This window comes from Kitasatospora sp. NPDC059160 (assembly GCF_042755465.1).
Lineage (GTDB): Bacteria > Actinomycetota > Actinomycetes > Streptomycetales > Streptomycetaceae > Kitasatospora.
Window position 1 is genome coordinate 18,136 of record NZ_JBHZCN010000082.1, and the last position, 25,180, is coordinate 43,315.

21 protein-coding genes are annotated in these 25,180 nt (G+C 73.8%); 16 read left to right on the forward strand and 5 right to left on the reverse strand.

What is annotated here, in order from left to right; translation table 11 throughout:
- A partial coding sequence (locus ACFXOZ_RS29920) for an MFS transporter (protein ID WP_380593334.1) occupies positions 1-1,558 on the forward strand: 1,558 nt, incomplete at its 5' end.
- A 63-nt stretch (positions 1,559-1,621) separates the two neighbouring features.
- On the opposite strand, the gene ACFXOZ_RS29925 is transcribed toward ACFXOZ_RS29920, so the two are convergent.
- Positions 1,622-2,140 (reverse strand): GNAT family N-acetyltransferase, encoded by a 519-nt coding sequence (locus tag ACFXOZ_RS29925; protein ID WP_375888550.1) that lies wholly within the window; start codon positions 2,138-2,140, stop codon positions 1,622-1,624.
- Between the two features lie 46 nt (positions 2,141-2,186).
- On the opposite strand from ACFXOZ_RS29925, the gene thpR reads away from it, so the two are divergent.
- Positions 2,187-2,774 (forward strand): RNA 2',3'-cyclic phosphodiesterase, encoded by a 588-nt coding sequence (gene thpR, locus ACFXOZ_RS29930; RefSeq protein WP_380593335.1) that lies wholly within the window; start codon positions 2,187-2,189, stop codon positions 2,772-2,774.
- A 288-nt stretch (positions 2,775-3,062) separates the two neighbouring features.
- Here the strand turns inward: thpR and serC are convergent, their stop codons facing one another.
- Entirely contained in the window at positions 3,063-4,187 is a 1,125-nt protein-coding gene (gene serC, locus ACFXOZ_RS29935; protein ID WP_380399203.1) for a phosphoserine transaminase, read from the reverse strand.
- Between the two features lie 151 nt (positions 4,188-4,338).
- On the reverse strand, positions 4,339-5,439 hold the full coding sequence (locus ACFXOZ_RS29940; protein WP_375888543.1) for a citrate synthase 2: 1,101 nt from the start codon (positions 5,437-5,439) through the stop codon (positions 4,339-4,341).
- A 417-nt stretch (positions 5,440-5,856) separates the two neighbouring features.
- Here ACFXOZ_RS29940 and pdxH point away from each other — a divergent pair, with 417 nt between their 5' ends.
- The 13 genes from pdxH to ACFXOZ_RS30005 all read left to right on the forward strand — a co-directional run bounded on the left by pdxH (position 5,857) and on the right by ACFXOZ_RS30005 (position 23,209).
- Positions 5,857-6,489, forward strand: coding sequence for a pyridoxamine 5'-phosphate oxidase (gene pdxH, locus ACFXOZ_RS29945; RefSeq protein ID WP_375888851.1), 633 nt, complete (start codon positions 5,857-5,859; stop codon positions 6,487-6,489).
- A gap of 207 nt (positions 6,490-6,696) precedes the next feature.
- Positions 6,697-6,891 (forward strand): FxSxx-COOH cyclophane-containing RiPP peptide, encoded by a 195-nt coding sequence (fxsA, locus tag ACFXOZ_RS29950; protein ID WP_350504982.1) that lies wholly within the window; start codon positions 6,697-6,699, stop codon positions 6,889-6,891.
- A gap of 133 nt (positions 6,892-7,024) precedes the next feature.
- Positions 7,025-8,422, forward strand: coding sequence for a TIR-like protein FxsC (locus tag ACFXOZ_RS29955; RefSeq protein WP_380521903.1), 1,398 nt, complete (start codon positions 7,025-7,027; stop codon positions 8,420-8,422).
- The gene (fxsT, locus tag ACFXOZ_RS29960) at positions 8,419-12,432 is read left to right on the forward strand and encodes an FxSxx-COOH system tetratricopeptide repeat protein (RefSeq protein ID WP_380521901.1); all 4,014 of its coding nucleotides are present in this window, start codon (positions 8,419-8,421) and stop codon (positions 12,430-12,432) included. The genes ACFXOZ_RS29955 and fxsT overlap by 4 nt, the downstream gene beginning before the upstream one ends.
- A gap of 44 nt (positions 12,433-12,476) precedes the next feature.
- Complete coding sequence (locus ACFXOZ_RS29965) at positions 12,477-13,718, forward strand: FxsB family cyclophane-forming radical SAM/SPASM peptide maturase (RefSeq protein ID WP_380593336.1); 1,242 nt, start codon at positions 12,477-12,479, stop codon at positions 13,716-13,718.
- Between the two features lie 80 nt (positions 13,719-13,798).
- Positions 13,799-14,887 (forward strand): aKG-HExxH-type peptide beta-hydroxylase, encoded by a 1,089-nt coding sequence (locus tag ACFXOZ_RS29970; RefSeq protein WP_380521897.1) that lies wholly within the window; start codon positions 13,799-13,801, stop codon positions 14,885-14,887.
- Between the two features lie 349 nt (positions 14,888-15,236).
- On the forward strand, positions 15,237-15,422 hold the full coding sequence (locus ACFXOZ_RS29975) for a hypothetical protein (protein ID WP_380399192.1): 186 nt from the start codon (positions 15,237-15,239) through the stop codon (positions 15,420-15,422).
- Positions 15,423-15,478: 56 nt separating this feature from the next.
- Positions 15,479-17,878, forward strand: a complete 2,400-nt coding sequence (locus ACFXOZ_RS29980) for an FxsB family cyclophane-forming radical SAM/SPASM peptide maturase (RefSeq protein ID WP_380593344.1) — start codon at positions 15,479-15,481, stop codon at positions 17,876-17,878.
- 31 nt (positions 17,879-17,909) lie between these two features.
- Positions 17,910-18,704: an aminoglycoside N(3)-acetyltransferase gene (locus ACFXOZ_RS29985; RefSeq protein ID WP_380593337.1), complete on the forward strand. Its 795-nt coding sequence runs from the start codon at positions 17,910-17,912 to the stop codon at positions 18,702-18,704.
- Between the two features lie 219 nt (positions 18,705-18,923).
- Entirely contained in the window at positions 18,924-20,144 is a 1,221-nt protein-coding gene (locus tag ACFXOZ_RS29990) for an FG-GAP repeat domain-containing protein (RefSeq protein ID WP_380593338.1), read from the forward strand.
- A gap of 246 nt (positions 20,145-20,390) precedes the next feature.
- The gene (locus tag ACFXOZ_RS29995; RefSeq protein WP_380593339.1) at positions 20,391-21,059 is read left to right on the forward strand and encodes a DUF4097 family beta strand repeat-containing protein; all 669 of its coding nucleotides are present in this window, start codon (positions 20,391-20,393) and stop codon (positions 21,057-21,059) included.
- 53 nt (positions 21,060-21,112) lie between these two features.
- On the forward strand, positions 21,113-22,204 hold the full coding sequence (locus tag ACFXOZ_RS30000) for a serine hydrolase domain-containing protein (protein ID WP_380593340.1): 1,092 nt from the start codon (positions 21,113-21,115) through the stop codon (positions 22,202-22,204).
- A gap of 126 nt (positions 22,205-22,330) precedes the next feature.
- Positions 22,331-23,209, forward strand: coding sequence for a hypothetical protein (locus tag ACFXOZ_RS30005; RefSeq protein WP_380593341.1), 879 nt, complete (start codon positions 22,331-22,333; stop codon positions 23,207-23,209).
- A gap of 95 nt (positions 23,210-23,304) precedes the next feature.
- Here the strand turns inward: ACFXOZ_RS30005 and ACFXOZ_RS30010 are convergent, their stop codons facing one another.
- Together ACFXOZ_RS30010 and ACFXOZ_RS30015 are read right to left on the reverse strand one after the other, a co-directional pair.
- Positions 23,305-23,718 (reverse strand): SRPBCC family protein, encoded by a 414-nt coding sequence (locus ACFXOZ_RS30010; protein ID WP_380521884.1) that lies wholly within the window; start codon positions 23,716-23,718, stop codon positions 23,305-23,307.
- Between the two features lie 31 nt (positions 23,719-23,749).
- A complete protein-coding gene (locus tag ACFXOZ_RS30015) occupies positions 23,750-24,139 on the reverse strand; it encodes a VOC family protein (RefSeq protein ID WP_380521882.1) in 390 nt (129 codons plus the stop codon).
- Positions 24,140-24,267: 128 nt separating this feature from the next.
- Here ACFXOZ_RS30015 and ACFXOZ_RS30020 point away from each other — a divergent pair, with 128 nt between their 5' ends.
- On the forward strand, positions 24,268-25,155 hold the full coding sequence (locus ACFXOZ_RS30020; RefSeq protein ID WP_380593342.1) for a helix-turn-helix domain-containing protein: 888 nt from the start codon (positions 24,268-24,270) through the stop codon (positions 25,153-25,155).
- Positions 25,156-25,180 lie beyond the last annotated feature (25 nt).

Genomic DNA, 25,180 nt, shown 5'->3' on the forward strand with positions numbered 1-25,180 from the left:
GGCCCCCGCCAGGGCCGTCGCGCCGCGAGGGGAGACCACCGTGACACCGCCGGCCGCAGCCAGCGCCGCCGCCCGTACCGACGACCCGACCAACGACCCCGCCGCGGACCGCACCGCGGCCGCCGACGCCCAGGCCCCCGCCCCCAGCGGGCTGCCCGGCAGCGGCGACGACGACCCCGACGAACGGACCGCGGCGCACCCCGCCGCTCAGCGCCGGACCCACCCGGCCGCATCTCCCGCAGGAGCCCGCTTCACCAGGCCCGGGGGGATGTTCTCCTCCCTGCGCGTTCGCAACTACCGCTACTACTTCGCCGGCCAGGTGGTGTCCAACACCGGCACCTGGATGCAGCGGATCGCCCAGGACTGGCTGGTCCTGAGCCTCACCGGCAGCCCGCTCGCGGTCGGCATCACCACCGCCATGCAGTTCCTGCCGATGCTGCTGCTCGGCCTGTTCGGCGGCGTGCTCGCCGACCGGATGCCCAAGCGCCGGCTGCTGATCTGCACCCAGGGCGCGATGGGCCTGCTCGCCGCCGGCCTGGCCGTGCTGACCGTCGGCGGCGTGGTGACGCCGTACTACGTGTACGCCTTCGCCCTGCTGCTCGGCCTGGTCACCGTGGTCGACAACCCGACCCGGCAGGCCTTCGTGTCCGAGATGGTCGGCCCCAAGGACCTGGCCAACGCCGTCAGCCTGAACGCCGCCAACTTCCAGACCGCCCGGCTGGTCGGCCCCGCCGTCGCGGGCCTGCTGATCGCCGCGGTCGGCAGCGGCTGGGCGTTCGCCGTCAACGCGCTGTCCTTCGCCGCCGTGATCGGCGGACTGCTCGCGATGCGCGAGTCCGAACTGCGCCCGACCGAGCCGATCGCCCGCGAGAAGGGCCAGCTGCGCGAGGGCCTGCGCTACGTGAAGGAGCGGCCCGAGCTGCTCTGGCCGATGGTGCTGGCCGGCTTCATCGGCACCTTCGGGTTCAACTTCCCGACGCTGCTCGCCGGATTCGCCCACGACACCTTCAAGGTCGGCGCCGGGCAGTACGGCCTGCTGAACACCATGATGGCCGTCGGCTCGCTGGCCGGCGCACTGCTCGCCGCCCGCCGCGGCGCGCCCCGGCTGCGCCGGCTGGTCGGCGCGGCCCTGGCCTTCGGCGTCCTGGAGGTGGTCGCGGCCCTCGCGCCCGACTACTGGACCTTCGCGCTGCTGCTGACGCTGATCGGGGTGTTCGGGCTGAGCTTCAACACCTCGGTCAACTCCATGCTGCAGCTGTCCACCGACCCCGAGATGCGCGGTCGGGTGATGGGCCTGCTGGTGCTGGTCTTCACCGGCGGCACGCCGATCGGCGCCCCGGTCGTCGGCTGGGTCACCGCCTCGTACGGGCCCCGGCTGGGCCTGTTGGCCTGCGGCGTGGTGTCCGCGCTGGCGGCCGGCGCGGTCGGCCTGGTACTGGCCCGCAGCGCGGACCTGCGGGTGCGGTTCGACCTGCACCCCGGTCGCGGCGGGCGCGTGGTGGCCGTCGTGCCGCGGCACGTCCCGGCCCGCACGTCGGAGCTGGCCACGGCCTGCTGACGGCTCGTCAGGACGCCTCGGGGCTCGACCTCCGGGCGTCCTGACGCTGTGTCAGGATCGGATTCAGAGCCGGATCTCCAGCACCTGGCCGAGCCAGGTGCCGGTCGGCTGCTCGACCTCGAAGCCCGCGGTCTCGGTGAAGCCGAGCGCCCGGTACTGGCCGACCAGCTTGCGGTCGTCGCCCGCGTAGCAGTCCACCCGCAGCAGGTCGAGGCCGCGCCGGCGGGTCTCCTCGACCGCGTCGGCGATCAGCGCCGCGCCGATGCCGGAGCCCTTGAGGCTGCGGTCGGTGACCAGCAGGCGGACGAACAGCTCGGGCTCCTCCGAGACCGGGACGAACTTGCCCCGCTGCTCGGCCAGCACGCAGCAGCCGATCGTGCGGCCCTCGTCGTCCACCGCGATGCGGACCAGGAACGACTCCCCGGTGTACGAGGCGACCTGGTCGACCCGGGCCTGGTCGGTGCTGAACGGCCGGTCGCCCCACTGGCCGGTGCGTTCCCCGGCGGCCAGCCAGGAGACGGCGCCGTCGAGCAGGGACAGGATGTCGGGGACGTCCGCGGGCCCCCCGTTGCGGATCTTCATGGAAAACCGTTCTACACCGAACGGCCGGGCGAGGGAAGCTTGGATCATGAGACTGTTCGTCGCGGTCCTGCCGCCCGCCGAGGCACTCCAGGGGCTCTCCGACGCGGTCGCGCCGCTGCACGGGCTGCCCGGGGCGGACCGGCTGCGCTGGACCGCCGTCGAGGGCTGGCACCTGACCCTGGCCTTCCTCGGCCAGGTACCGGCCGAGCGGCTGCCGGAGCTGGAGACCGCCCTGGCGGCCGTCGCCGGGGCGCACCCGGCCCACCCGCTGCGGATCGCCGGCGCCGGCCGGTTCGGCGACCGGGTGCTCTGGGCCGGGGTCGAGGGGCGGACCCGGGCGCTGCGCCGGCTCGCGGAGGCCGTGGCCGGGGCCACCGCCGAGTTCACCGGGGAGGCCGACGCCCTCGCCTTCCACCCCCACCTCACCCTGGCCCGGGCCGGCTCCTCGAGCGGCCACCGGCGGGCCGCCCAGCGGGTCGCGGCGGCCGAGCTGGAGGGGCCGGCGGCGGCGCTGGCGGGCTACCGGGGGCCGGAGTGGGAGGCCGCCGGGCTGCACCTGATGAGGAGTGACCTGGCCGGGGGGTTCGCCCACTACGAGTCGCTGCGCTCCTGGGCGCTGGCCGACTCGGGCTGAGGGGGTCGAGGGGTGAGCTCTGAACAGGGCCTCGGATTCGCGCGGGTGCGAGCCGCAGGTACGCTCGTTGACCGTGGATCCCAAGACTCGAATGCGCATCGTCTCCGGCACCCTGCTGCTGCTGCTGGTCGTCGTGCTGATCAGCTCGTTGTCCGGCAAGTAGCCCGGGCCCGAACGGCCCGAGTGGACTGAACGGTCCGAGCAGCCCGAACGGCCCGAACGGCCCCGGAAAGGCGAGAGGGCCACCGCCCGCAGGCGGTGGCCCTCAGCCGTGTCCCTCGGGGCGGCTCAGCCGGCCAGCTGCTCGACCACGTGGTCGATGCAGTGGGTGAGCGCCTCGACGTCCGCCGGGTCGATCGCCGGGAACATCGCGACGCGCAGCTGGTTGCGGCCCAGCTTGCGGTACGGCTCGGTGTCCACGATGCCGTTGGCACGCAGTGCCTTCGCGACCGCGGCGGCGTCCACCGACTCGTCGAAGTCGATGGTGCCGACCACCTGGGAGCGCTCGGCCGGGTTCGCCACGAACGGGTTCGCGAAGGAGGACTTCTCGGCCCAGGCGTACAGCCGGGACGAGGAATCAGCCGTACGGGCGACGGCCCAGTCCAGCCCGCCGTTGCCGTTGATCCACTCCAGCTGGTCGGCCAGCAGGAACAGGGTGGCGAGCGACGGGGTGTTGTACGTCTGGTCCTTCGACGAGTTGTCGATGGCCGTCGGCAGCGAGAAGAACGGCGGGATGTAACGGCCGGAGCCGGCGATCTCGGCGGCGCGCTCCAGGGCGGCCGGGGAGAAGGTGGCCAGCCACAGGCCGCCCTCGGAGGCGAAGGACTTCTGCGGGGCGAAGTAGTAGACGTCGGTCTCGGTGATGTCCACCGGCAGGCCGCCGGCGCCCGAGGTGGCGTCCACCAGCACCAGCGAGCCCTCGTCCGCGCCCGCCGGACGCCGGATCGGCATCGCGACGCCGGTCGAGGTCTCGTTGTGGGTGAGGCCGTAGACGTCCACGCCGGCCTCGGCGACCGGCAGCGGGTGGGTGCCCGGGGCGGTCTTGATCACCGTCGGCTCGGCCAGCCACGGGGCGGCCTTGACCGAGGAGGCGAACTTCGAGGAGAACTCGCCGAAGTCCAGGTGCTGGGACTTCTCCCGCACCAGGCCGAAGGCGGCGATGTCCCAGAAGGCGGTGGAGCCGCCGTTGCCGAGGACGACTTCGTAGCCCTCCGGCAGCGAGAACAGGCTGCTCACGCCCTCGCGCACGCGCTTGACCAGGTTCTTCACCGGGGCCTGGCGGTGCGAGGTGCCGAGCAGGGAGGTCTGGGTGGCGGCGAGGGCACTCAGGGCCTCGGGGCGCACCTTGGACGGTCCGCAGCCGAAACGGCCGTCTGCGGGCTTGATGTCAGCGGGGATCTGGATCTGAGCCACGCGCGCAGCCTACCGGCGCGGGACTCGCCCGGGATACGGTCGTCCGCCCGCTGAGACTGTGATCTCCGTTGCTCGGGGGACGCCGACAGCGGGCCCGGACGGAGCCGGACCCGCTGGTCAGAGGCGTTTGTTCGGGTGTGCCGGCGCGGGGTCAGTGCGCGATGGCGTCCCAGCCCTCGATCTCCTCGGGGCGGCGCGGGCCGGGGCCGATGTAGCGCGCGGAGGGGCGCACGAGGCGACCGGTGCGCTTCTGCTCCAGGATGTGCGCCGACCAGCCGGCGGTGCGCGCACAGGTGAACATCGAGGTGAACATGTGCGCGGGGACCTCGGCGAAGTCCAGCATGATCGCGGCCCAGAACTCGACGTTGGTGGCCAGCACACGGTCGGGGCGGCGGTTGTGCAGCTCCTCCAGCGCGGCCTTCTCCAGCGCCTCGGCGACCTCGAAGCGCGGCGCGCCGAGCTCCTTGGCGGTGCGGCGCAGCACGCGGGCGCGCGGGTCCTCGGCGCGGTAGACGCGGTGGCCGAAGCCCATCAGGCGCTCGCCCTTGTCCAGCGCGTTCTTGACCCAGGCGGTCGCGTCGCCGGTGCGCTCGATCTCCTCGATCATGCCGAGCACGCGGGACGGGGCGCCGCCGTGCAGCGGGCCGGACATCGCGCCGACCGCGCCGGAGAGCGCGGCCGCGACGTCGGCGCCGGTGGAGGCGATGACCCGGGCGGTGAAGGTGGAGGCGTTCATGCCGTGCTCGGCGGCCGAGGTCCAGTAGGCGTCGACGGCCTTGACGTGCTTCGGGTCCGGCTCGCCCCGCCAGCGGATCATGAAGCGCTCGACGACCGTCTCGGCCTTGTCGATCTCGCTCTGCGGGACCATCGGCAGGCCCTGGCCGCGGGCGGACTGGGCGACGTAGGACAGCGCCATCACGGCGGCCCGGGCCAGGTCGTCGCGGGCCCGCTCGGCGGAGATGTCGAGGAGCGGCTTGAGGCCCCAGACCGGGGCGAGCATGGCGAGCGCGGACTGGACGTCGACTCGGATGTCACCGGAGTGCACGGGGATCGGGAAGGGCTCGGCGGCGGGCAGGCCGGGGTTGAACTTGCCGTCCACCAGCAGGCCCCAGACGTGGCCGAAGGAGACGTGGCCGACCAGGTCGTCGATGTCGACACCGCGGTACCGCAGGGCGCCGCCCTCGCGGTCGGGTTCGGCGATCTCGCTCTCGAACGCGACGACTCCCTCAAGCCCGGGTACGAAATCGGACATGCGACGGCTCCTTCAGTTCTGCGATCGGTGCTCCGCCGTGGTGGGGCGGCGCTCCAGTGACCGAATCGTGGTTGGCACTCGGTGCCAGAGTGACAGGCACGGGGTGCATTGCGCCATACACCACCGCGGTGATGTTTCCCGTGGGACCACTTGACTTCCCCGTCGAGGGTCGGTCGTGCCCGGGGGACTCCCGGAACCAAACGTCAAGTTCCGGACAATTCCCCGTACGGCGGGCAGTCAAGCGGTGGCGAGTCACCATATCTCCGACCGGGGTTTGTCCGGAGGTAGCGGTGCCGGTTGCTTGTCGTACGGGATGATGTTGGCGTGCAGACCCCGGAACGCGCCCAGTCGACGCCCCTGAGCCCCGCCACCCGGACCCCGGCCGACGAGCCCCGCCCCGGTCCGGACCCCACCGTGATGCGCAAGCACTACGTCCACGAGGGCCTGGCCGAGGACCAGCTCGCGCCCGAGCCGGTCGGGCAGTTCGCCCGCTGGTTCCACGAGGCGGACGACGCCGGGGTGGCGGAACCCAACGCCATGGTGCTCTCCACCGCCGACGAGCGGGGCCGGCCCAGCTCGCGCACCGTCCTGCTCAAGGGCTTCGACGTCCGCGGCTTCGTGTTCTTCACCAACTACGGCTCCCGCAAGGGCTCCGAGCTCGCTGCCAACCCGTACGCCGCGCTGCTGTTCCCGTGGATCGTGCTGGGCCGCCAGGTGATCGTCCAGGGCCCGGTGGAGAAGGTCGGCCGGGACGAGACCGCCGCCTACTTCCGCACCCGCCCGCACGGCTCCCAACTCGGCGCCTGGGCCAGCGAACAGTCCAGCCCGGTCGAGAGCCGCGCCGTCCTCGAACAGCGCTACGCCGACCTGGAGCGCCGCTACCCCGAGGGCGAGGGCGTCCCCGTCCCGCCGTTCTGGGGCGGCTACCGGGTCGTCCCGGAGGCGGTCGAGTTCTGGCAGGGCCGCGAGAACCGGCTGCACGACCGCCTCCGCTACCTCGCCGACCCGACGGCCCCCGGCGGCTGGCGGGTGGAACGCCTCTGCCCGTGACCGCCGCGGCGCGGGGCGCTCACGGGGGTGCCGTGCGTCCGGGTGGTGCGTCCGGGCGCGGCGGGCGACCGGATCTGATGAACCGTCACCGTTTTGTGTAGAATGTGCGCGTCACGGACCGGGGTCGAGGATTTTTCGGCCGCCGGCCCGCTGCACCTGCGTGATCGGGTCGTGCCTGCGTGCATCGTAGTGAGGACTAAGGGACTGATGGGCGTCACCGGTGCGGAAACCGTCGCTGGCCTCGACTCCGACCTGGTCGACGTCGCCGCCCTGCCGCTCGACGAACTCGACGCCCTGCCCGACACCGTCCTCGGCGACCTGCTGCGCAGGGTCGTGGCGGACGCCCTGACCCCCGGGGCCGAGCCGCTCGCCGCGTTCCAGTCGGCACTCGAACTCCGCTGACCCCGCCGCTGACCGCCGGTTAAACCCCCGTTGGCGAATGAATTCGCCAACTCTTGCACCAGTGGGTGCGGTTGGCGACATGCTGGGTAAAGAACCAGCGCCGTCACGGCACCGTCAGGGTCGGGGGGAACAGGTGAGTGAACGGGAACAGCAGCAGCGCCCGTACTTCTTCTTCAGCTACGCGCGTCGGGACTTCGAGGCGGGGGACGCCTTCGTCGACCAGTTCTTCAACGACCTGAGGGACGAACTCGGGCGCATCCTCGGGCCCGCCGTGCAGGCCGACGAACTCGCCTTCCGGGACACCGAACGGCTCCGGCTGGGCGACGAATGGGCCGAGAAGCTCGCGCTGATGCTCGGCCGCAGCCGGACCATGGTCGCGCTCTACTCCCCGGCCTACTTCGCCAGCCTCTACTGCGGCAAGGAGTGGACGGCCTTCCGCGGCAGGGTCCGGCGCCACCACGAGGAGACCGCGGAACTGGTCTCGGCGCTGATCCCGGTGCTCTGGGAGCCCGTCGCGCCCGGTGACCTCGTCACCGAGGTCACCAGGATCCAGTGGGCCCAGCCGGACATGGGCGAGGCCTACGCCCGGCACGGCCTGCGCGCCCTGCTGCGCACCGCCCAGCAGGACGCCTACCGGCAGGTCGTCCGGGTCGTCGCCGGACGGGTCCGGGACGCCGCCGTCCGGCGGCTCGCCGAACTCCCCGAGTTCGACCTGGAGGCCGTCCGCGGCTACTTCCCCGGGCCGGCCGCGCCGGCGCCCGCCGCCGAACCCGGGATGGTCCGGCTGTTCATCGCGGCCGGCCGGGCCTCGGAGGCCGCCGCCGAGGGCGGCTCCCGCTCGGGCGGCTGGTACGGGGCCAGGCCGTGGAACTGGACGCCGTTCTACCCGCCCGCCCAGCCCTCGCTGGCCTCGCGCGCCCAGCAGGTGATCACCAACGCCGGGCACATCACCACGCTGGAGGAGATCGGCGCCGGACTCGGCGAGAAGCTCGACCAGGCCCGGGAGGACAGCCAGGTCAGCGTCCTGCTGGTGGACCCGTGGGCGGCCGAGGCCGAGCGCTACCGCTTCGCCCTGCGCGAGTACGACGACCAGAACCACCCGGTCACCGGCGTGGTCGTGCCGATCGGCGGCAGCGACCCGGACGGGGAGCGCGAACCACCGTGGACCGGCGTGCGCGCCGTCTTCCGACGCAACTGGTTGCGCCGGCGCGACCCGGAGCACTTGTTCCGGGTCAGAGTGAGCCAGGAGAGCTTCGACAGCGACCTCGCCATCATGGTGACGGTTGCTCAGAACAAGCTCATGGACGACAACTTGGATTGGGGGGACGATGGCGGCGACGCCTTCGGCTTCGGCCCGGGCGGCGGCCCGGACATGCCGGGCCTCGCCATTCCGGCCGGTCCGCCCGGCCCCTCCGGTCCGCCGCGGAGCCCGTCCGCGCGCCGGGAACCCGAACCGCCACCGAAGGACCTGCCCGGCCAGCGCCCGGGCAGCCACGACGGCTCAGTCCCGCTGAGGGGAGACGGACGATGAGCATCGAGCCCGGCACGGAGCCCGGACGCGGCGGACCGGGATCGGTCGTCACGTTCTACTCCTTCAAGGGCGGCACCGGCCGGACGATGGCGCTCGCCAACGTCGGCTGGATCCTCGCCAGCCGGGGCCTGCGCGTCCTGGTGGTCGACTGGGACCTGGAGGCGCCCGGCCTCCACCGCTACTACCACCCGCTGCTGGTCGACCCCGAACTCCACTCCACCGACGGCCTGATCGACCTCCTGCGCGGATACGTCAAGCAGGCGCTGCCCTCCGCCGCCGGCCCCACCGGCCGGTCCCCGGCCGCCTGGCTGGACGAACCCGGGCGGCTGGACGGCTACATCTGCGGCCTCGCCCTCGACCTGCCGGCCGGCGGGCGGCTCGACTTCCTCCCGGCGGGCCGCCAGAACGCCGCCTACGCGGCCGCCGTCACCAGCTTCAACTGGCGCAGCTTCTACCACGGCCGGGACATCCGCGGCGGCGAGTTCCTGCGCGAACTGCGCGAACGCTGGGCCCGGAACTACGACTACGTGCTCATCGACAGCCGCACCGGGGTCAGCGACACCTCCGGCATCTGCACCGTCCTGATGCCCGACACCGTGGTCGACTGCTTCACGTTCAGCGCCCAGAACATCCGCGGCGGCGTCGACGCCGCCAAGGCCATCGCCGAGGCCGAGGAACGGGCCATCCGGGTCCTGCCGGTGCCGATGCGGGTCGAGGACGCCGAACAGGAACGCCTCGAAGCCGGCCGGGACTTCGCCCGCGAGGCCTTCGCCCCCTACCTCGGCCGCTGGCTGCCCGGCGACCGCCGGGCCGCCTACTGGGCCGACGTCGAAGTGCCGTACAAGCCCTTCTACGCCTACGAGGAGGTGCCCGCCACCGTCGCCGACCGGCCGCAGGAGGCGCGCAGCCTGCTCAACGCCTTCGAGCGGCTGGCCGAATGGATCACCGACGGCCGGGTCCGCTCGCTGCGCCCGCTCGGCTCCGAGGCGCGCCGCCGGCTGTACAGCGCCTACCTGCGCTCCGCCCGGGCGGTGCCCCGCCAGGTCTACGTCAGCTACGCGCCCGAGGACCGGATGTGGGCCGAATGGGCGGCCGGCACCCTCACCCGCTTCGGCTACCAGACCTCCCTGCACAACGCCGCCGAACCGTACACCGGCCAGCGGCCGCCGGAGGTCACCGGACCGCTCGACGGCCAGGGCCGGCTGCTCGCGCTGCTCTCGCCCGAGTACACCGCGCTGCCCCGGGCCGGCGAGGTCTGGCAGCTCCTCCAGGGGCGCGAACTCCCTTCCGGCACCTCGGCGTTGGTCGCCCTGCGGCTGCAGGACTCGGACGAGCCGGTGCCCCGGCCGTTCATCGGCCAGGCGGTGCCCGACCTGGTCCGTTCCTCGGCGACCGGCGCCGAGGCCCAGCTGTACGGCGAACTCGGCCCACCGCCCGGCAGCAACCGCCAGTTCGACACCGACAGCGGCGAGTTCATCGCCCCCGCCCGCTTCCCCGGCACCGCCCCGCAGGTCCAGGACGCGCCCTCGCGCAACGCCGCCTTCATCGGCCGCGGCAAACTGCTCGAACTGCTCCGCAACCGCTTCACCGGCGGCCCCGCCGCCGTCCTCAGCCAGGTGCTCTACGGCTTCGGCGGTGCGGGCAAGTCCCAGATCGCGGCCGAGTACGCGCACCGCTTCAAGTCCGCCTACGACGTCATCTGGTGGGTGCCCGCCGAGGAACCCGCCAACATCCCGCAGAAGCTCGCCGAACTCGCCCCCCGGCTCGGCGTGCCCACCAGCGACGACGTCGCCCACACCGCCGCCGCCGTCCTGGACGCGCTGCGCCGCGGCCACCCGTACCGCCGCTGGCTGCTGGTCTTCGACAACGCCGGCACCCCCGAGGAACTCGCCCCCTGGCAGCCCGGCGGCTCCTCCGGCGGGCACGTGCTGATCACCTCGCGCAACCAGGGCTGGGCCCGGCACGCCGGCCTGGTCGAGGTCGACGTCTTCCTGCGCGAGGAGAGCATCCGACTGCTGCGCCGCTTCAACGGCGGCCTCTCCCCGGAGGACGCCGACCAGGTCGCGCACCGCCTCGGGGACCTCCCGCTCGCCGTCGGCCAGGCCGCCGTCTGGCTCCAGGAGACGTCGATGCCGATCGCCACCTACCTCGAACTGCTCGACGACGAGCTCACCGAGATGCTCGAACGCACCCGGCTGCGCCCCGCCGAGTACCCCCACTCCGCCGCCGCGACCTGGCGCATCTCGGTCGAGGAACTGCGCCGGATGAACGCCCCGGCCGCCCAGATACTGGAACTCTGCGCCTTCTTCGGCCCCGACGCCATCCCGATGCGGCTGCTCTACAGCCGGGCCGTCACCCGCGCCCTGCGGCTGTCCCCGCGCGCCCCGCGCGACAAGCTCGCGATCGGCGAGTTCCTGCGCGCCATCAACCGGTTCGGGCTGGCCCGCACCGACCAGGGCAGCGAGACGATCACCGTCCACCGGCTGGTCCAGGCCGTGCTCCGGGACCAGGTCGAGGAGGAGCGCCAGGCCGCACTGCGCGGCGTCGTGCACGCGGCCCTGGCCACCGCCAACCCCGGCGACCCGGACATCCCCGCCAACTGGGCCGAGTACGCCGAACTCCTGCCCCACCTCTGGCCGTCCGGCGCCGTCGACAGCGGCGACGAGGACGTCCGGCAGTGGATCATCGACTCGGTCCGCTACCAGTGGAAGCGCAGCCTGCACGAGTCCGGCCGGGAACTCGCCGAACGGGCCCTGGAGCACTGGCGCGCGGACGCCTACGGCGGCGCCGACTTCGACGTCGACAACGACGCCCAGACCCTCATGCTGCGCACCCAGCTGAGCAACATCCGCCGCTCCCAGGGGGCCCTCCAGGAAGCCTACGAGATGGACCGGGACATCCTGGAGCGGTTCACCGCGACCCTGGGCCCGGAGCACTCCCACACCCTCGCCGTCGCCAACAGCCTCGGCGCCGACCTGCGCTTCCTCGGCCGCTACGACGAGGCCAGGGCGCTCGACCGCAGGACCCTGGACGCGGCCCGGCGCACCCTCGGGCCCGACCACCCGCGCACCCTGATGATCACCAACAACCTGGCCGTCTCCGACTACCTGGCCGGGGACCGCTACGCCGCCCTGGAGCGGCACCGCAGCAACTACCTCCAGCAGCGCGACGCGCTCGGCGCGCACAGCCTCTACGCGCTCTCCTCCGCCTCCAACTACGCCCGCGACCTGCGCGAGACCGGGCGGCTGCGGGAGGCGCTGGACCTGCTGGAGGAGACCGTGCGGATCTACCAGCAGACCATCGGCGACAGCCACACCGACACCCTGCGGGCCCGCAAGAACCTCGCCGTCGCGCTGCGCCGGGCCGGGCGCTACCACGAGGCGCTGGAGATCGACGAGGACATCTACCAGCGCTACCTGGACATCAACGGCCCCGAACACCCGGACACCCTGGCGGCCGCCACCAACCTGGCCAGCGACCTCAACGCGCTCGGCGACACCGAACGGGCGATCCCGCTGGCCGAACGGGCCCTCGCGCGGTACCGCGACTACCTGGGCGAGAACCACCCGGTCACGCTGGCCGGCGCCAACAACCTCTCGGTCTACCTGCGGCTGGCCGGCCGGATCGCGGAGGCCCGGGAACTGTCCGGGCGCACGCTGGCGCAGTTCCGGACCGTCCTCGGCCCGGACCACCTGTACATCCCGATCGCGATGATGAACCACGCGAACGACCTGGCGCTGGGCGGCGAGATCCGGGACGCGCTCGCCCTGGAGCAGGAGGCCGAGCCGCTGATGACCAGGGCGCTCGGACCGGACCACTACGACTCGATCGGCATCAACTCCAACCTCGCGCTGTCCCTGGCGGCGGTCGGGGAGACCGAGCGGGCCGCCGAACTGCGGGCCGACTGCATCCGGCGGGCCCGGATCACGCTGGGGGAGGAGCACCCGACCACCGTCGCCGTGAAGGCCGGTACCAGGCTCGACTCGGACGTGGAGCCCCCGCACGTGTGACGGACGATCAGGAGATGCCGCCGGGCGGTGCTAGGTTCACGCGCATGGTGCCGTTCCGGCAGTTCCTGCTGAAGATCCACAGCCGTTGCAACCTCGCCTGCGACTACTGCTACGTGTACGAGGGCGCCGACCAGAGCTGGCGCGACCGGCCGCGGCGGATGGAGCTCGCCACCGTCCGCCGCACCGCCCGCAGGATCGCCGAGCACGCGGCCGGACAGGGGCTCGACGAGGTCTCCGTGGTGCTGCACGGCGGCGAGCCGCTGCTCGTCGGCGCGGCCCACCTGGACGCCCTGCTCGCCGAGTTGGCACAGATCGCCGAGACCGGGCCGCGCGTGCGGTTCAGCCTGCAGACCAACGGGCTGCGGCTGCTGGACGAGCCCGCGCTGCTCGACGTGCTGCACCGCCACCGGGTCGGCGTCGCCGTCTCGCTGGACGGCACCCGGGCCGACCACGACCGGCACCGCCGGCTGCCCTCCGGCGCCGGCAGCTGGGAGCGCACCGCGGACGCGGTCCGGCTGCTCGGCTCCGAGCCGCACCGGGAGCTGTTCGCCGGCCTGCTGTGCGTCGTCGACCTGGCCGCCGACCCGGTCGCCACCTACGAGGCGCTGCTGGAGTTCGCCCCGCCCAGGCTCGACCTGCTCCTGCCGCACGCCACCTGGCGGAGCGGACCGCCCGGCGTCCACCGCGGCCTCCCGACCGGCCCGCCCGGCCCCGCCGACCCGGCGCCGTACGGGGAATGGCTGATCGCCGCCTTCGACCGCTGGTACGACGCGCCGTACCGGGAGACCGGGGTGCGGCTGTTCGAGGAGCTGGCCGTCCTGCTGCTCGGCGGGCGGGCCGCCAGCGAGGCGGTCGGGCTGGCGCCGGTCGACCTGGTGGTGGTGGAGGCGGACGGCACCGTCGAGCAGGCCGACAGCCTCAAGGCGGCCTACGACGGCGCCGCCGGGACGGGCCTGGACGTGTGGCGGCACGGCTTCGCGGAGGCGGCCGCCCACCCGGCCTTCCGGGCCCGCCAGCGGGGCCTGGCCGGGCTCGGGCCGGAGTGCGCGGCCTGCCCGCTGGTGCGGGTCTGCGGCGGCGGGCTGTACGCCCACCGCTACGCCGGGGACGGCTTCGCGCACCCCTCGGTGTACTGCGCCGACCTGGACCGGCTGATCCGGCACATCGCGGGGCGGCTGCGGGCCGGGGTGGCGGAGCTGGCCGGGGGCCGGGCGCCGGCGGTAGCGGGGGTGTCGGCGAGGGGCGTGCTCACCCGTCCGGGTCATGCACGGGCCGGGACCGGCTGAGTCGGCGTCGCGCGGGGAGACTGCGGGCGGACCGGGCGGGGCGCCCGGCGATCCAGGGGACCTCACGAGAGGACGGACCGGTGACGGGTACGGGCGAGGCGGTGGCGGCCGGGCTGCCGGGCGCGCGCGGGAAGCAGGGGAGCGGTGCGGCCGGAAGCGGTGCGGCCGGGTTGCCGCGGCACGGCCTGGACCGGGCGACCTTCCGGGCGGTCGCGGCCGCCCGGGGCGGCCCCGAGGCCGTCCGGCTGCTGCGGGCCGGCCAGTTGAGCAAGCGGGCGCTGCTGCTGCTGGCACTGCGCCGCACGGCGCCGCAGGACGAGGGCTACCGGGAGGCCTACCGCGCGGTCCGCGAACTCCAGCGGGCCGACCGGGCGCGCTGGGAAGAGGTGCTGCTGCGACCGGAGTTGGACGCCTGGGCGGCGGACTGCCTGCGTGCCCTCGCGCTGGACCGGGCGGCGCCGCTGGACGGCCTGGGCGAGTTCCTGCGGGCCGGGGCCGGACCGGCGCTCGACCTGGAGTGCGAGGGGCTGCGCTGGACGCCGGTGATCGACCACCTCGGACCGCGCCGGGTGGACTACGGACGGCCTCCGGACGGCCCGCTGACCGCCGCCGAACTGGACCGGTGGGAGCACCAGTTGGCGAGGGCCTGGGAGGTCCTGGTGCGCCGTCACCGGCGACACGCGGAGGCCGTAGCGGCCTGCGTCGCCGTGGTGGTGCCGCTGCGGCCCGCTCCCGGCGGGGAGGCGGTCAGCGCCGCCGCCCGGCGGGCGTACGGGGCGGTGGCGGCCTCGCTGCCGGCCGAGCCGGTCCTGCTCGCGCTGGCCCTGGTGCACGAGTTCCTGCACGTCCAACTCGGCGCCCTGCTGGACCTCGTACCGCTCCACCGGCCGAACGGACCGGCGGTCTACCACGCCCCCTGGCGGCCCGACCGCCGCCCGGCCGGCGCGCTGCTCCAGGGGACGTACGCGCACCTGGGGGTGGCCTCGTTCTGGGCGGCCGAGGTCGCCGCCGGGGTGAGTGAACCGGCCCGCGCGGAACGGGAGTTCGCCTGCTGGCGGGCGCACACCCTGACGGCGGCCCGGACTCTGCTGAACTGCGGCGAACTCACGCCGAGCGGAAGGGAGTTCACCGAGGAGCTGGCGCGTGCCGTCCGGGAGCTGGGGGTCTGAGGCGCGGCGCTCCGGACGGATGCGGCCGGTCGGGCGACGGTGCGGCGGCGCCGGGGGCACCCGCGCGGGGCGCCGCCTGTGCCCCCGGCGTGCATCCGTACGGCGACCGGCCGGACGGCTCGAACGCCTGCTCCGGTCAACGCGCTTCGGCGCGCGCGATGGCGAAGCGCGCGACCGCTGAACGGGTGAATTCTCGGGCTTTCGCGCGCCGTGGTACGGCGTCGGCCAGCTGGGCAGACCAACTTGGGGAGGCAAGGTGCCGCGCGGAGACCTCGCGGGCACTACATTGGTCGCAACCGGGTGACCTACCCGGACTCGGCAGGTCCTAACCGCGCCTAAGGAAACGAATATGACTCCGGTAACCAGCACCAGGCCGGCCCGTAACCTCACTGACACTCAGGAGACGCCGGATCGCCCGTCCCTCGCCGAGCTCGCCGCCCTGGGTGCGGAGGAACTCGCCGCCCGGCTGCAGCGCGCCCTTCCCGGCGCGGAATCCGGCCTCGTGCCGGTCGCGGCCTTCAACTCCTCGATCTGACCCGCTCCGGAACCTCGAAACGGACCCCAGGCCGAGCTGAACCCGCCACACCCATGATGACGCGAATTCCGGTGCCACTGACGCAATTCGTGGTCAAGATGCACAGCCGGTGCGATCTCGCCTGCGACCACTGCTACGTCTACGAGCACGCGGACAGCAGCTGGCGCTCCCGCCCCAAGGTGATTGGGGAGGGGATCCTGGCCAAGGCCGCCGAGCGGATCGGTGAGCATGCGGTCGCCCACCGGTTGTCCGCCGTCCGGGTCGTCCTGCACGGGGGAGAACCCCTGCTCGCCGGCCCGGACCGGTTGCGCCGCGCGGCCGAAGCGCTGCGGGCGGCGCTCCCGCCCGGCTGTGCCCTCGACCTGCGCATCCACACCAACGGCGTGCTGCTCAGCCGTGCGTTCTGCGAGCTGTTCGCGGAGCTGGACCTCAGGGTCGGCATCTCGCTGGACGGGGACCGGGCCGCCAATGACCGGCACCGGCGCTTCGCCGACGGGCGGAGCAGCCATCCACAGGTGCTGCGGGCGGTCGGGCTGCTGAACGAGCCCGAGTTCCGGCACCTGTTCGCCGGGCTGCTGTGCACCATCGACATCGAGAACGACCCGGTGGCCGTGTACCGGGCGCTGGTCGAACTGCGGCCCCCCGCCGTCGACTTCCTGCTTCCGCACGCGACCTGGGAGGACCCGCCGAAGCGGCTCGCGGGCGGCCCGGAGGACCCGTACGCGGACTGGCTGCTGGTTGTCCACAGGCTGTGGGAAACGGACGCGCGGCCGTTCGCCGTGCGCACCTTCGAATCCGTGCACCGGACGGTGCGCGGACTGTCCAGCCTCACCGAGTCGCTCGGGCTGGAGCCCTCGGACCTCGCCGTGCTGGAGACGGACGGGACCTTCGAGCAGGCGGACAGCCTCAAGACCGCGTACGACGGGGCGCCCGTCACCGGCATGAACGTTTTCGCGCACAGCCTCGACGACCTCGCCCGCCACCCCGGCATCGCCGCCCGCCAGTCCGGCCTGGACGGGCTGAGCGCGACCTGCCGGGCCTGCCCGGTGGTCCGTGCCTGCGGCGGCGGACTGTACGCCCACCGCTACCGGGCGGACAATGGCTTCGACAATCCCTCCGTCTACTGCGGTGACCTCATGACGCTCATCAACGGCATTGCGGGCAAGGGGGGTTCGGCCTCCGCGCCAGCGCCCGTGCCCGCCCAGGGCGGCCGTCCGCTGCTGCCGGCCGCACTCACCCCGGCCCAACTCGACGAGCTGGCACGGGGATACGGCGGCACCGACACCATCGCCGCCCTCGGCGCCGCCCAACTCTCCCTCACCCGGGCGATGCTGGCCGCCGCCTGGGACGCCTCCGGGCAGGGCCGGGCGGCCGCCTGGGAGCTGCTGTCGGAGCTCGACGGGGCGGCGGCCGGGGCCGTGGACACGGTGCTGGCCCACCCGTACGCCCGGGCCTGGGCCGCGCGGCGGCTCGCCGGGGACCTCACGGTCGGCCTCGGGCCGATGGCGGCACTGGCCGCCGCGGCCGCGGTGCGGGCCGGGCGCGGGGACGCCGTCACGGTGCCCGCCCGGGGCGGCCGGCTGCACCTGCCGACGCTGGGGCGGATCGCGGTGCCGGACGGCGAGGCGGTGGTCACCGGGCACGCCGACGGCTTCGAGGTGCGGGCCGCCGACGGGACGGTGTTCACGGAGCTGGACGACCCGCTGCGACGGATCCGGCTGGCCGGCGGCTGGACGGTCGCCCTGGAGGACCTCGACCCGCTGCGCGACAGCCACGACCACCCGGTGGCCGACCGGCTGCCCGAAGCCGAACTCCTCGGCTGGACGGGCGCGTTGCGCGAGGCCTGGGAGCTGCTCGGACGCGACCTGCCCGACTATGCGGAGGGCATCCGGGCCGGGCTGACGACGATCACCCCGCTGCGGCCCGGCCCCGCCGGGCGCGACGTCAGCTCGGCGGCGCGGCAGGCGTACGGCGCGGTCGGCATCGCCCGGCCCGCCACCGCGCCCACGCTGGCGCTGCTGCTCGCCCACGAGTTCCAGCACGTGAAGCTCGGCGCGGTGCTCGACCTGTACGACCTGTACGACCGGTCCGACGACCGGCTGTACTTCGCCCCCTGGCGGCCCGACCCGCGCCCGCTGGAGGGGCTGCTCCAGGGCACGTACGCCCACCTGGCGGTCACCGAGTACTGGGGCACCCGCACCGCCGCGTACGACGGCCTGGCGGGGGAGGCCGCCGACCGGGCGCGGGCGCAGTTCGCGCTCTGGCGGCAGTACACCGCCGAGGCCGTCGAGCGGCTGGCCGGATCCGGGGCGCTGACCGGGCTGGGGGCCCGGTTCGCCGCAGGGATGGGGGAGAGCGTCGCGCCGTGGCTCGCCGTACCGCTGCCGGCGGCGGCGGAACGGGACGCGGAGAAGGCGCGGGAGGAGCGGAGTCGGCTCCGGTACGTCGAGGCCTGAAACGAAGTGGTGTTGAACGAAGGGGTGTCGGATGATCTCCACCGCTGAACTGGCCGACGGCTTCGCCCGGTTGGGCGTGCGGCCGGGCACGGTGCTGCACGTCCAGGCGTCGCTGCGGACGCTCGGGCCGGTCGAGGGCGGGGCGGCCGGGGTGGTCGACGCCCTGCTCGAAGTCCTGGGGGAGGAAGGGACGTTGGTGGCGTTCACCAGCACCCCCGAGAACTCCTCGACCTCACGGATCCACCAGGCCGCGACCGCCGGGCTGACCCCGGCCGAGATCGCGGAGCACCGGGCGCGGATGCCGCGCTTCGACCCGGCCACCAGCCCGGCCTCCCCGACCCTGGGCGCGCTCTCCGAAGCCGTCCGCACCCGGCCCGGCGCCCTGCGCAGCAGCCATCCGCAGACCTCCTGGGCGGCCCTGGGCCCCCGGGCGGAGGAGATCACCTCCCGGCACCCGCTCACCTCCCACCTCGGCCCCGACTCCCCGCTCGGGCGGCTGTACGAGCTGGACGCCCGGGTGCTGATGCTCGGCGTCGACATGGCCCGCTTCACCGCCTTCCACCTCGCCGACCTGCGCCAGGCCGACGTACGGCACCGCGAGTACGGCTGCGTCACGACGGACGGCTGGACGTCCTTCCAGGCGCCCGACCTGGACGACCTGCACTTCGCCGAGCTCGGCGCGGAGGTGCTCGCCGCGGCCGAGGGCGTCACCACCGGGCGGATCGGCGACGCGGACTGCCGGCTCGTCCCCGTCCGGGAGGCGGTCGACCTCGCCGACGGGCTGCTCCGGGCGCGGGCGCGGGCGCGGGCCCGGGCTTCGGGCTGAGGGCGCCGGGCTGGGTCCAGGGTCGTCGGGTCCTGGGTCGTCGGGTCCTGGGTCGAGGCCGTCGGGTCGGGCTCCTGGATCGCCGGTTCGGGCGGTCCGGGGGCCTCCCAGGGTGTCGGGGCCGGCACCGCGCTCCCGTTCGGGCGACCATCGCGCCGAGAGCGGTGCCGAGCGGTGCCGAGCGGTGCCGAGCGGGCGTCCGGACGGGAGAGGTGCGGAATGCGTGGACTGAGGCGTGGTCAGGCCGTCGCGGCGGCGGTCGCGGTCGTGGTGGCGGCAGGGGCGGTGCTGGCGCTGCCCGGCGGCGCGTCGGCCGTTGAGTCGGTGGCCCCGAGGGCCGGGGTGTTCGCCCCGAAGACCGACTACCCGGTGGGACACAACCCGCGCGCGGTGGCCGCCGGGGACTTCACCGGCAGCGGCCGGGCCGACCTGGCGGTGGCGAACGCCGCCGACGGGACGGTGTCGATCCTGCTGAACGACGGCCACGGCGGGTTCGGCCCGCAGCGGACCTTCCCGGCCGGCCCCGGGCCGACCTCCGTCGCGGTCGGGGACCTCCGGGGCATCGGCGTGCAGGACCTGGTGGTCGCCGACCAGGACGACAGCGGGGTCTCGGTGCTGCTCGGCAACGGGGACGGCACCTTCCGGGCGCCCACCCGCTTCGCCACCGGCTCGCACCCGGACGCCGTCGCGATCGGCGACTTCCGGGGCACCGGCACGCTCGACCTGGCCGTCGCCAACCTGGGCGACTTCGGCGACGGCAGCGTCTCGCTGCTGCTGGGCAACGGGGACGGCACGTTCCAGGCGCCGCGCACGTACTCCACCGGCACCGACTCCAACCCGGCCTCGATCGCGCTCGCCGACCTCGGCGGCAGCGGGCACCTGGACCTGGCGGTCGCCCTCGACGGCGTCGGCGAGGTGGCCGTCTTCCCCGGCAACGGGGACGGCACGCTCGGCGCCCTGACGGACTACCGGGTCGGGGGTGTCCCGTACTCGCTGGCCGCCGGAGACCTGCGCGGTGACGGCCGGTACGACCTGGTGGTCGCGGACGGGGAGCACTCCGCCGTGGTCCTGCTGGGCAACGGGGACGGCACGTTCCAGCCGGCGCGGGCGTACCCGGCGGGCGGCGGGCCGGTCTCGGTCGTGGTGGGCGACTTCACCGGCCACGGCACCCCCGACCTGGCGCTGGCGACCGACGACAGCTCGGTGGCCCTGCTGCGCGGGAACGGCGACGGGACCTTCCGGGCACCGGAGTCCTACCCCACCGGGTCCGGCGACGGCTCCATCCCGGACACCGTGGTGGCCGGCCGGTTCCGGCAGCGCGGGCGGCTCGACCTGGCGGTCACCAACGCCCAGGACAACAGCGTCTCGGTGCTGCTGAACTCCCACGGCCACCGCACGACGCGGGCGGCGGCTCCGTCCGGTGCGGACCGGCTCCGCTAGCGCCTGCTGCCTGCTGTCCGCCGCAACGCCTGTGCATAGCGTTCACCCCCAGTCCATTGCAATAGATGGGCTGGGGGTCGTTGCATTCCCGGCAGAGTTGTTGCAATGATTTATAGGCGTTCACCTGCAACTATTGGTTCTCCGTGGGGGCTGTCGGTTGCCTGAACTGCGAACGCAACGTAGCGTTTCTCTTGCCAGAAAGCGGCGGGCCATCGGGCCCGCGCCGCAGAAGCGAAGGAGAGCACGATGCAGAAGTTCGCCACCCCCGCCCCGGTCTCGGCCGTCCTGGACATCCCCGCCGGCCGCATCCGGCTCATCGCCGCCGACCGTGCCGACACCGTGGTCGAGGTCCGGCCCGCCGACGCCGGGAAGAGCCGCGACGTGAAGGCCGCCGAGCGGGTCGAGGTCGCCTACGTCGACGGCGTGCTGCGGGTCGAGGCCCCGGAGGCCGGGAACCGCCTCCTCGGCAGCTCCGGCTCCGTCGAGGTCACCGTCCAACTGCCCACCGGCTCCCGGGTCGACGCGACGGCCGCGCTGGCCGAGTTCCGGGGTGTCGGCCGCCTCGGCGACGTCACCATCGAGGCCGCGCAGGGCACCGTCAAGCTCGACGAGACCGCCGGCGCCCGCCTCGACCTCCAGGCCGGCGACATCGCCGTCGGCCGACTCGGCGGCCCCGCCGAGATCCGCACCCAGAAGGGCGACCTGCGGATCACCGAGGCCGTGCAGGGCACCGTCGCCCTGCGCACCGAGTACGGGCAGATCGAGGTCGGCGCCGCCCGCGGGGTCTCCGCCGCCCTCGACGCCGGAACGGCGCACGGCCGGATCCACAACGCGCTGCGGAACGCCGACGGCACCCCCGGCCTGACCATCCACGCCACCACCGCCTACGGCGACATCACCGCCCGCAGCCTTTGATCCGCCCGCGGCCTCTGAGCCGCACTCCACGACCCGCGAGAGAAGGAACGACGATGAACGCCGCCACCACCACCCAGGACCGTCCCGAACTCCACAAGGCCGCCCAGGACTTCGTCGACGCCGGCTTCGCGGGCGTCCAGCTGCGGGTCCGCGACGAACGCGGCGCGTGGACCGGCAGCGCCGGGGTGCACGAGCTCGGCGGGAGCGCGCAGCCCGCCACCGACGGGCAGTTCTGGATCGGCAGCACCACCAAGACCTTCGTCGCCGCCCTGGTGCTTCGCCTGGTCGCCGACGGGCTGATCGACCTGGACGCCCCCGTCGCCGAACACCTGCCCCGGTTCGGCGGCCTGGACGGGCGGATCACCGTACGGATGCTGCTCCAGCACACCAGCGGCGTCCACAACTGCACCGGCGAGCTCGACGAGAAGGGCGAGTTCGTGCCCGGGCTGCCCTCGATCGGCAAGGCGTGGGTGGACAACCGCTTCCACGACTACCGGCCCGACGAGCTGGTCGAGTTCGCGCTGACGAAGCCGGCCCGGTTCGAGCCGGGCGCGGACCAGGGCTACTCCAACACCAACTACACGCTGGCCGTGCTGCTGGTCGAGGCGCTCACCGGGCACGCCTACGCCGAGGAGATGCAGCGCCGGATCCTGCGGCCGCTCGGCCTGACCGGCACCCTCGTGCCGGGCAGCCTCTCGGAGATACCCGGCCCGCACGCCCACGGCTACTACCGCTACCGGGACGGCGAGGAGTGGAAGGTCGTCGACGTCTCCCGGCAGAACCTCTCGCTGCTGTGCGGCTCCGGGGACATGATCTCCACCACCCGTGACCTCCAGGTGTTCTTCGCGGCCCTGCTCGGCGGCCGGTTGCTGCCCGGCGAGCTGCTGGAGCAGATGCGGACCCCGCACGGGATGCTCGGCTACGGACTCGGTCTGTTCGTCCAGGAGTTGGGCCCGGACAGCGGCGACGTCACCATCGTCCACCACAACGGCGGCGCCCCCGGCGGCTACGGCGCCCTGATGATCGCCACCCCGGACGGCGCCAGGGTCCTCACCGCGGGCCTCACCACCGGCGACTCCGACCAGGACCCGGCCCAGACCTTCCCGCCCGCCCTGGAGCGACTGATCAAGGCGGTCTTCTGCTGATCCGCCCTGTTACCCGGTGCTTCGAGTCCCTCAAGCGCAGGAAGTCGGCCACGCCGACTTCCTGCCCAGCTGCGCTGCCTCGGAGGTGGAGGATGAGGGCACGCAGGGCGAGCGGAGGAGGCGGCGATGGCGAGTGAGCCGGCGGCGGCCGTACGGGTTCTCACCGGGCGGTACCGGGCGGTGCGGCCGCGGGTGGGCAACGGGCTTGGGCATCCTCCGGCCGAGGACGTCGAGACGGTCATGGGGTTCGCCTTCCGGGCGCCGTCGCTGTTGCGGCACGAGTACGGTGGCCGCGTCGCCGTGGCCGAGACCAATTTCCCCCCGTGGGTGGAGCCGGGCCTCTCCTTCCCCGGCGACGGCTGGCCGTGGAGGTTCGGCCCGGACCCTGCCCGGCTGGTCGTTCCCGCGCTGCGGGAGCTTCCGGCCGGTCGTCCGACGGAGCATGACGGCCGGGCGGCGGTGCGGACCGAGATGGCCGGGCCCGAGGGGATGACGCTGGAGCTGGTGGTCGACAGCGGGACCGGCATGGTGCTGCGGGCCTCCGCGCCGGGAACGGCCTACGTCGAGGAGCTGTCCGAGCTCGCGTTTCCCGAGGCCCTGCCGGACGACCGGTTCGTCCGGCCCGAGGACGACGGCAGCGCCGACCGGGCCGAGCAGCTGCGGTGGGAGCGGATCCGGGAGCACTACCGGACCCGGCCACTGCCGGTGCCCGCGTCCTGGCCCGGCCCGCTCGGCCGCCCGAGCCCGATCGACGGCGATCCCGACACCGGGTACGTGGTCGTGGACCTCGACAACGAGCCCTCCCCGGGCACCCCGACGGCCGCCCAACTGGTGCGCCAGCCCCTGGGGGAGCCGCCGTACTTCGAAGGATGGGCCAGGGATCCTGGGCACCACCTCCAGCGGTGGCGGGACGCCCGGTGGCAGTGGACGCTGGTGCTGTCCGACCACCCGCTCACGGTCGAGCAGTTGGAGCGGGTCCGCCGGGAACTGGCGAGCGGCGAGTAGGAGTTGCGCGCAGGAAGTCGGCCCATCCGACTTCCTGCGCACGAGGATGACGTGCTCAGAGCCGTCGAGGGTATGTCGCGGGCATGCCGCGGGCGTCAGGAAGCGAGGGCGGCGGCCTCCAGGGTCCGGCGGATCACCCGGATTCCCTGGTCGACCATCGCGGCGATGGGCTCCGCCAGGCCGTGCGGCTGCACGTCGGTGACCCAGACGAAGCGGCTGCGACCGCCGGGTTCGGCGAACACCTGCATGGAGGCGTGGTGGTGGGCGACGTCCATGGAGCCGCCGACCACCGAGTAGGCGATGCGCCGGAGGTCGTCGTCGAGCGAGACGATCAGCTCGTGCACCACCGTGCCGTCCGCGAAGGTCACCACCCGGACATCCCCCTCGACCCGGGTGTCGACCACGAACGCGGGGGCGAGCCGGTGATGGACCTCGCCCCAGTCGCGGATCGCCGCCCAGATCCCCGCGGGGTCGGCCTCGATCAGGACCTCTCGGTGCACGGTTGCCATGGGGGTACTCCTTGTCTGGGGGGGGGGACAGTCAGTTGGCGGTGGGCGCGGTGGCCGTCACGGCCGGGACCAGGCAGAAGGGGTGGCCCTGGGGGTCGGTGAGGACGACCCACCGGCCCTCGCCCGGCTGGAACTCCGGCCGGGACGCGCCGAGGGCCAGCAGCGCCTCGACCGCGCCCTCCAGGTCGGCGACGGCGAAGTCGAGGTGCAGGTGCTTGCTCCCCTCGGGCCACTGCGGCGCCTGGTAGCCCTCGACGCGGACGAAGGCCAGGCCGGACCCTGTGCTGCCCGCGCCGATGGAGGCGAAGTCCTGGTCGCTGTAGGTGAGTTCCCAGTCGGTGGCGTGCTGGTAGAAGGCGGCGAGCGCCACCGGGTCGGCGCAGTCGACGACCACGGTGGTGAGCTGTGCGAGAACGGGCATGTGCGGACTCCAGAATCGTGAACGACCGGAAGCCTTACGGGCTTCGATGAGGAGCCTCGCCCAGCAGCCCCGCCCCGGTCTTGAACATCCTTGCGCGGCTGTCAGACCCGGTGCGTAGCGTTCGAAGGGTGCTCACCGCCGACCCTGTCGCCACCCGCCCCGGCTTCGCCATCAGCGCGGTGTCCTGCCGGTCCGACCACACCCGCTGGTCCGCGCCGGAGGTACGGGCCGACTACCGGGTGGTGCTGGTACGCCGTGGAAGGTTCCGCAGAACGGCCGGCGGCGCGCCCGCCGACATCGACACGGTCCTCGGCTACGTGGGCGTCCCGGGCGAGGAGGAGAGCTTCGCCCACCCCGCCGGGGGCGACACCTGCACGTCGATCAGCGTGGCGCCGCACCTGTGGCGCTCCCTGGCCGGGGACGGGGCGGAACCGACCGCACAGACGCTCTATACGGACCCGAAGCTCGACCTGGCCCACCGGCGCCTGCTCGCTGCCGGTCGGTCGGAGGACATCGACTACGCGCTCGCCGAGGAGCTGCTGGGGCTGCTGTCGACGGCCATCGGCCGCACCGTCGCCGGGCGGACCTTGGTGGGCGACGCGGCAGCCGAGCGCGACCGGAGCCTCGTCGCGGCCGCCCGCGAGGCGATCACCGAAGCGGACCCGGCCGCGGGGACGCTGTTCGGACTGGCCGAGTCGCTCGGAGTATCCCCCTACCGCCTGAGCCGGGCCTTCCCGCGCCACCTCGGCGTCTCGGTGACCCACTACCGCCACCGCGTCCGCATCGGCCAAGCCCTCGACCGCCTGGAGGGCGGCGAGACCAGCATCAGCACCCTCGCCGCCGAGCTTGGTTATGCCGACCAGGCCCACCTCACCCGCACCGTGCGCCAGCACCTCGGCCACACGCCGACCGCCCTGCGACGGCTGCTGAGCCCCGAGCCTGGGCTTAGGTTCTGTCCGGCGGATCATGTGACTTCTCCATGCCGGGCTCGTTGTGCCCGGCATGGGGCGGGGTGATCTGACGAACGACGAATGGGGCCGG

Bases quoted from the DNA above. Each gene is read 5' to 3' on its own strand.
- ACFXOZ_RS30010 (WP_380521884.1), bottom strand. From the start codon at position 23,718: ATGGCAACCGTGCACCGAGAGGTCCTGATCGAGGCCGACCCCGCGGGG.
- ACFXOZ_RS29985 (WP_380593337.1), top strand. From the start codon at position 17,910: ATGATCTCCACCGCTGAACTGGCCGACGGCTTCGCCCGGTTGGGCGTG.
- ACFXOZ_RS29980 (WP_380593344.1), top strand. From the start codon at position 15,479: ATGACGCGAATTCCGGTGCCACTGACGCAATTCGTGGTCAAGATGCAC.
- ACFXOZ_RS29940 (WP_375888543.1), bottom strand. From the start codon at position 5,439: ATGTCCGATTTCGTACCCGGGCTTGAGGGAGTCGTCGCGTTCGAGAGC.
- ACFXOZ_RS29995 (WP_380593339.1), top strand. From the start codon at position 20,391: ATGCAGAAGTTCGCCACCCCCGCCCCGGTCTCGGCCGTCCTGGACATC.
- thpR (WP_380593335.1), top strand. From the start codon at position 2,187: ATGAGACTGTTCGTCGCGGTCCTGCCGCCCGCCGAGGCACTCCAGGGG.
- ACFXOZ_RS29975 (WP_380399192.1), top strand. From the start codon at position 15,237: ATGACTCCGGTAACCAGCACCAGGCCGGCCCGTAACCTCACTGACACT.
- ACFXOZ_RS29990 (WP_380593338.1), top strand. From the start codon at position 18,924: ATGCGTGGACTGAGGCGTGGTCAGGCCGTCGCGGCGGCGGTCGCGGTC.
- fxsA (WP_350504982.1), top strand. From the start codon at position 6,697: ATGGGCGTCACCGGTGCGGAAACCGTCGCTGGCCTCGACTCCGACCTG.
- ACFXOZ_RS29965 (WP_380593336.1), top strand. From the start codon at position 12,477: ATGGTGCCGTTCCGGCAGTTCCTGCTGAAGATCCACAGCCGTTGCAAC.
- ACFXOZ_RS30015 (WP_380521882.1), bottom strand. From the start codon at position 24,139: ATGCCCGTTCTCGCACAGCTCACCACCGTGGTCGTCGACTGCGCCGAC.
- ACFXOZ_RS29925 (WP_375888550.1), bottom strand. From the start codon at position 2,140: ATGAAGATCCGCAACGGGGGGCCCGCGGACGTCCCCGACATCCTGTCC.
- pdxH (WP_375888851.1), top strand. From the start codon at position 5,857: ATGCGCAAGCACTACGTCCACGAGGGCCTGGCCGAGGACCAGCTCGCG.
- ACFXOZ_RS30005 (WP_380593341.1), top strand. From the start codon at position 22,331: ATGGCGAGTGAGCCGGCGGCGGCCGTACGGGTTCTCACCGGGCGGTAC.
- ACFXOZ_RS30000 (WP_380593340.1), top strand. From the start codon at position 21,113: ATGAACGCCGCCACCACCACCCAGGACCGTCCCGAACTCCACAAGGCC.
- fxsT (WP_380521901.1), top strand. From the start codon at position 8,419: ATGAGCATCGAGCCCGGCACGGAGCCCGGACGCGGCGGACCGGGATCG.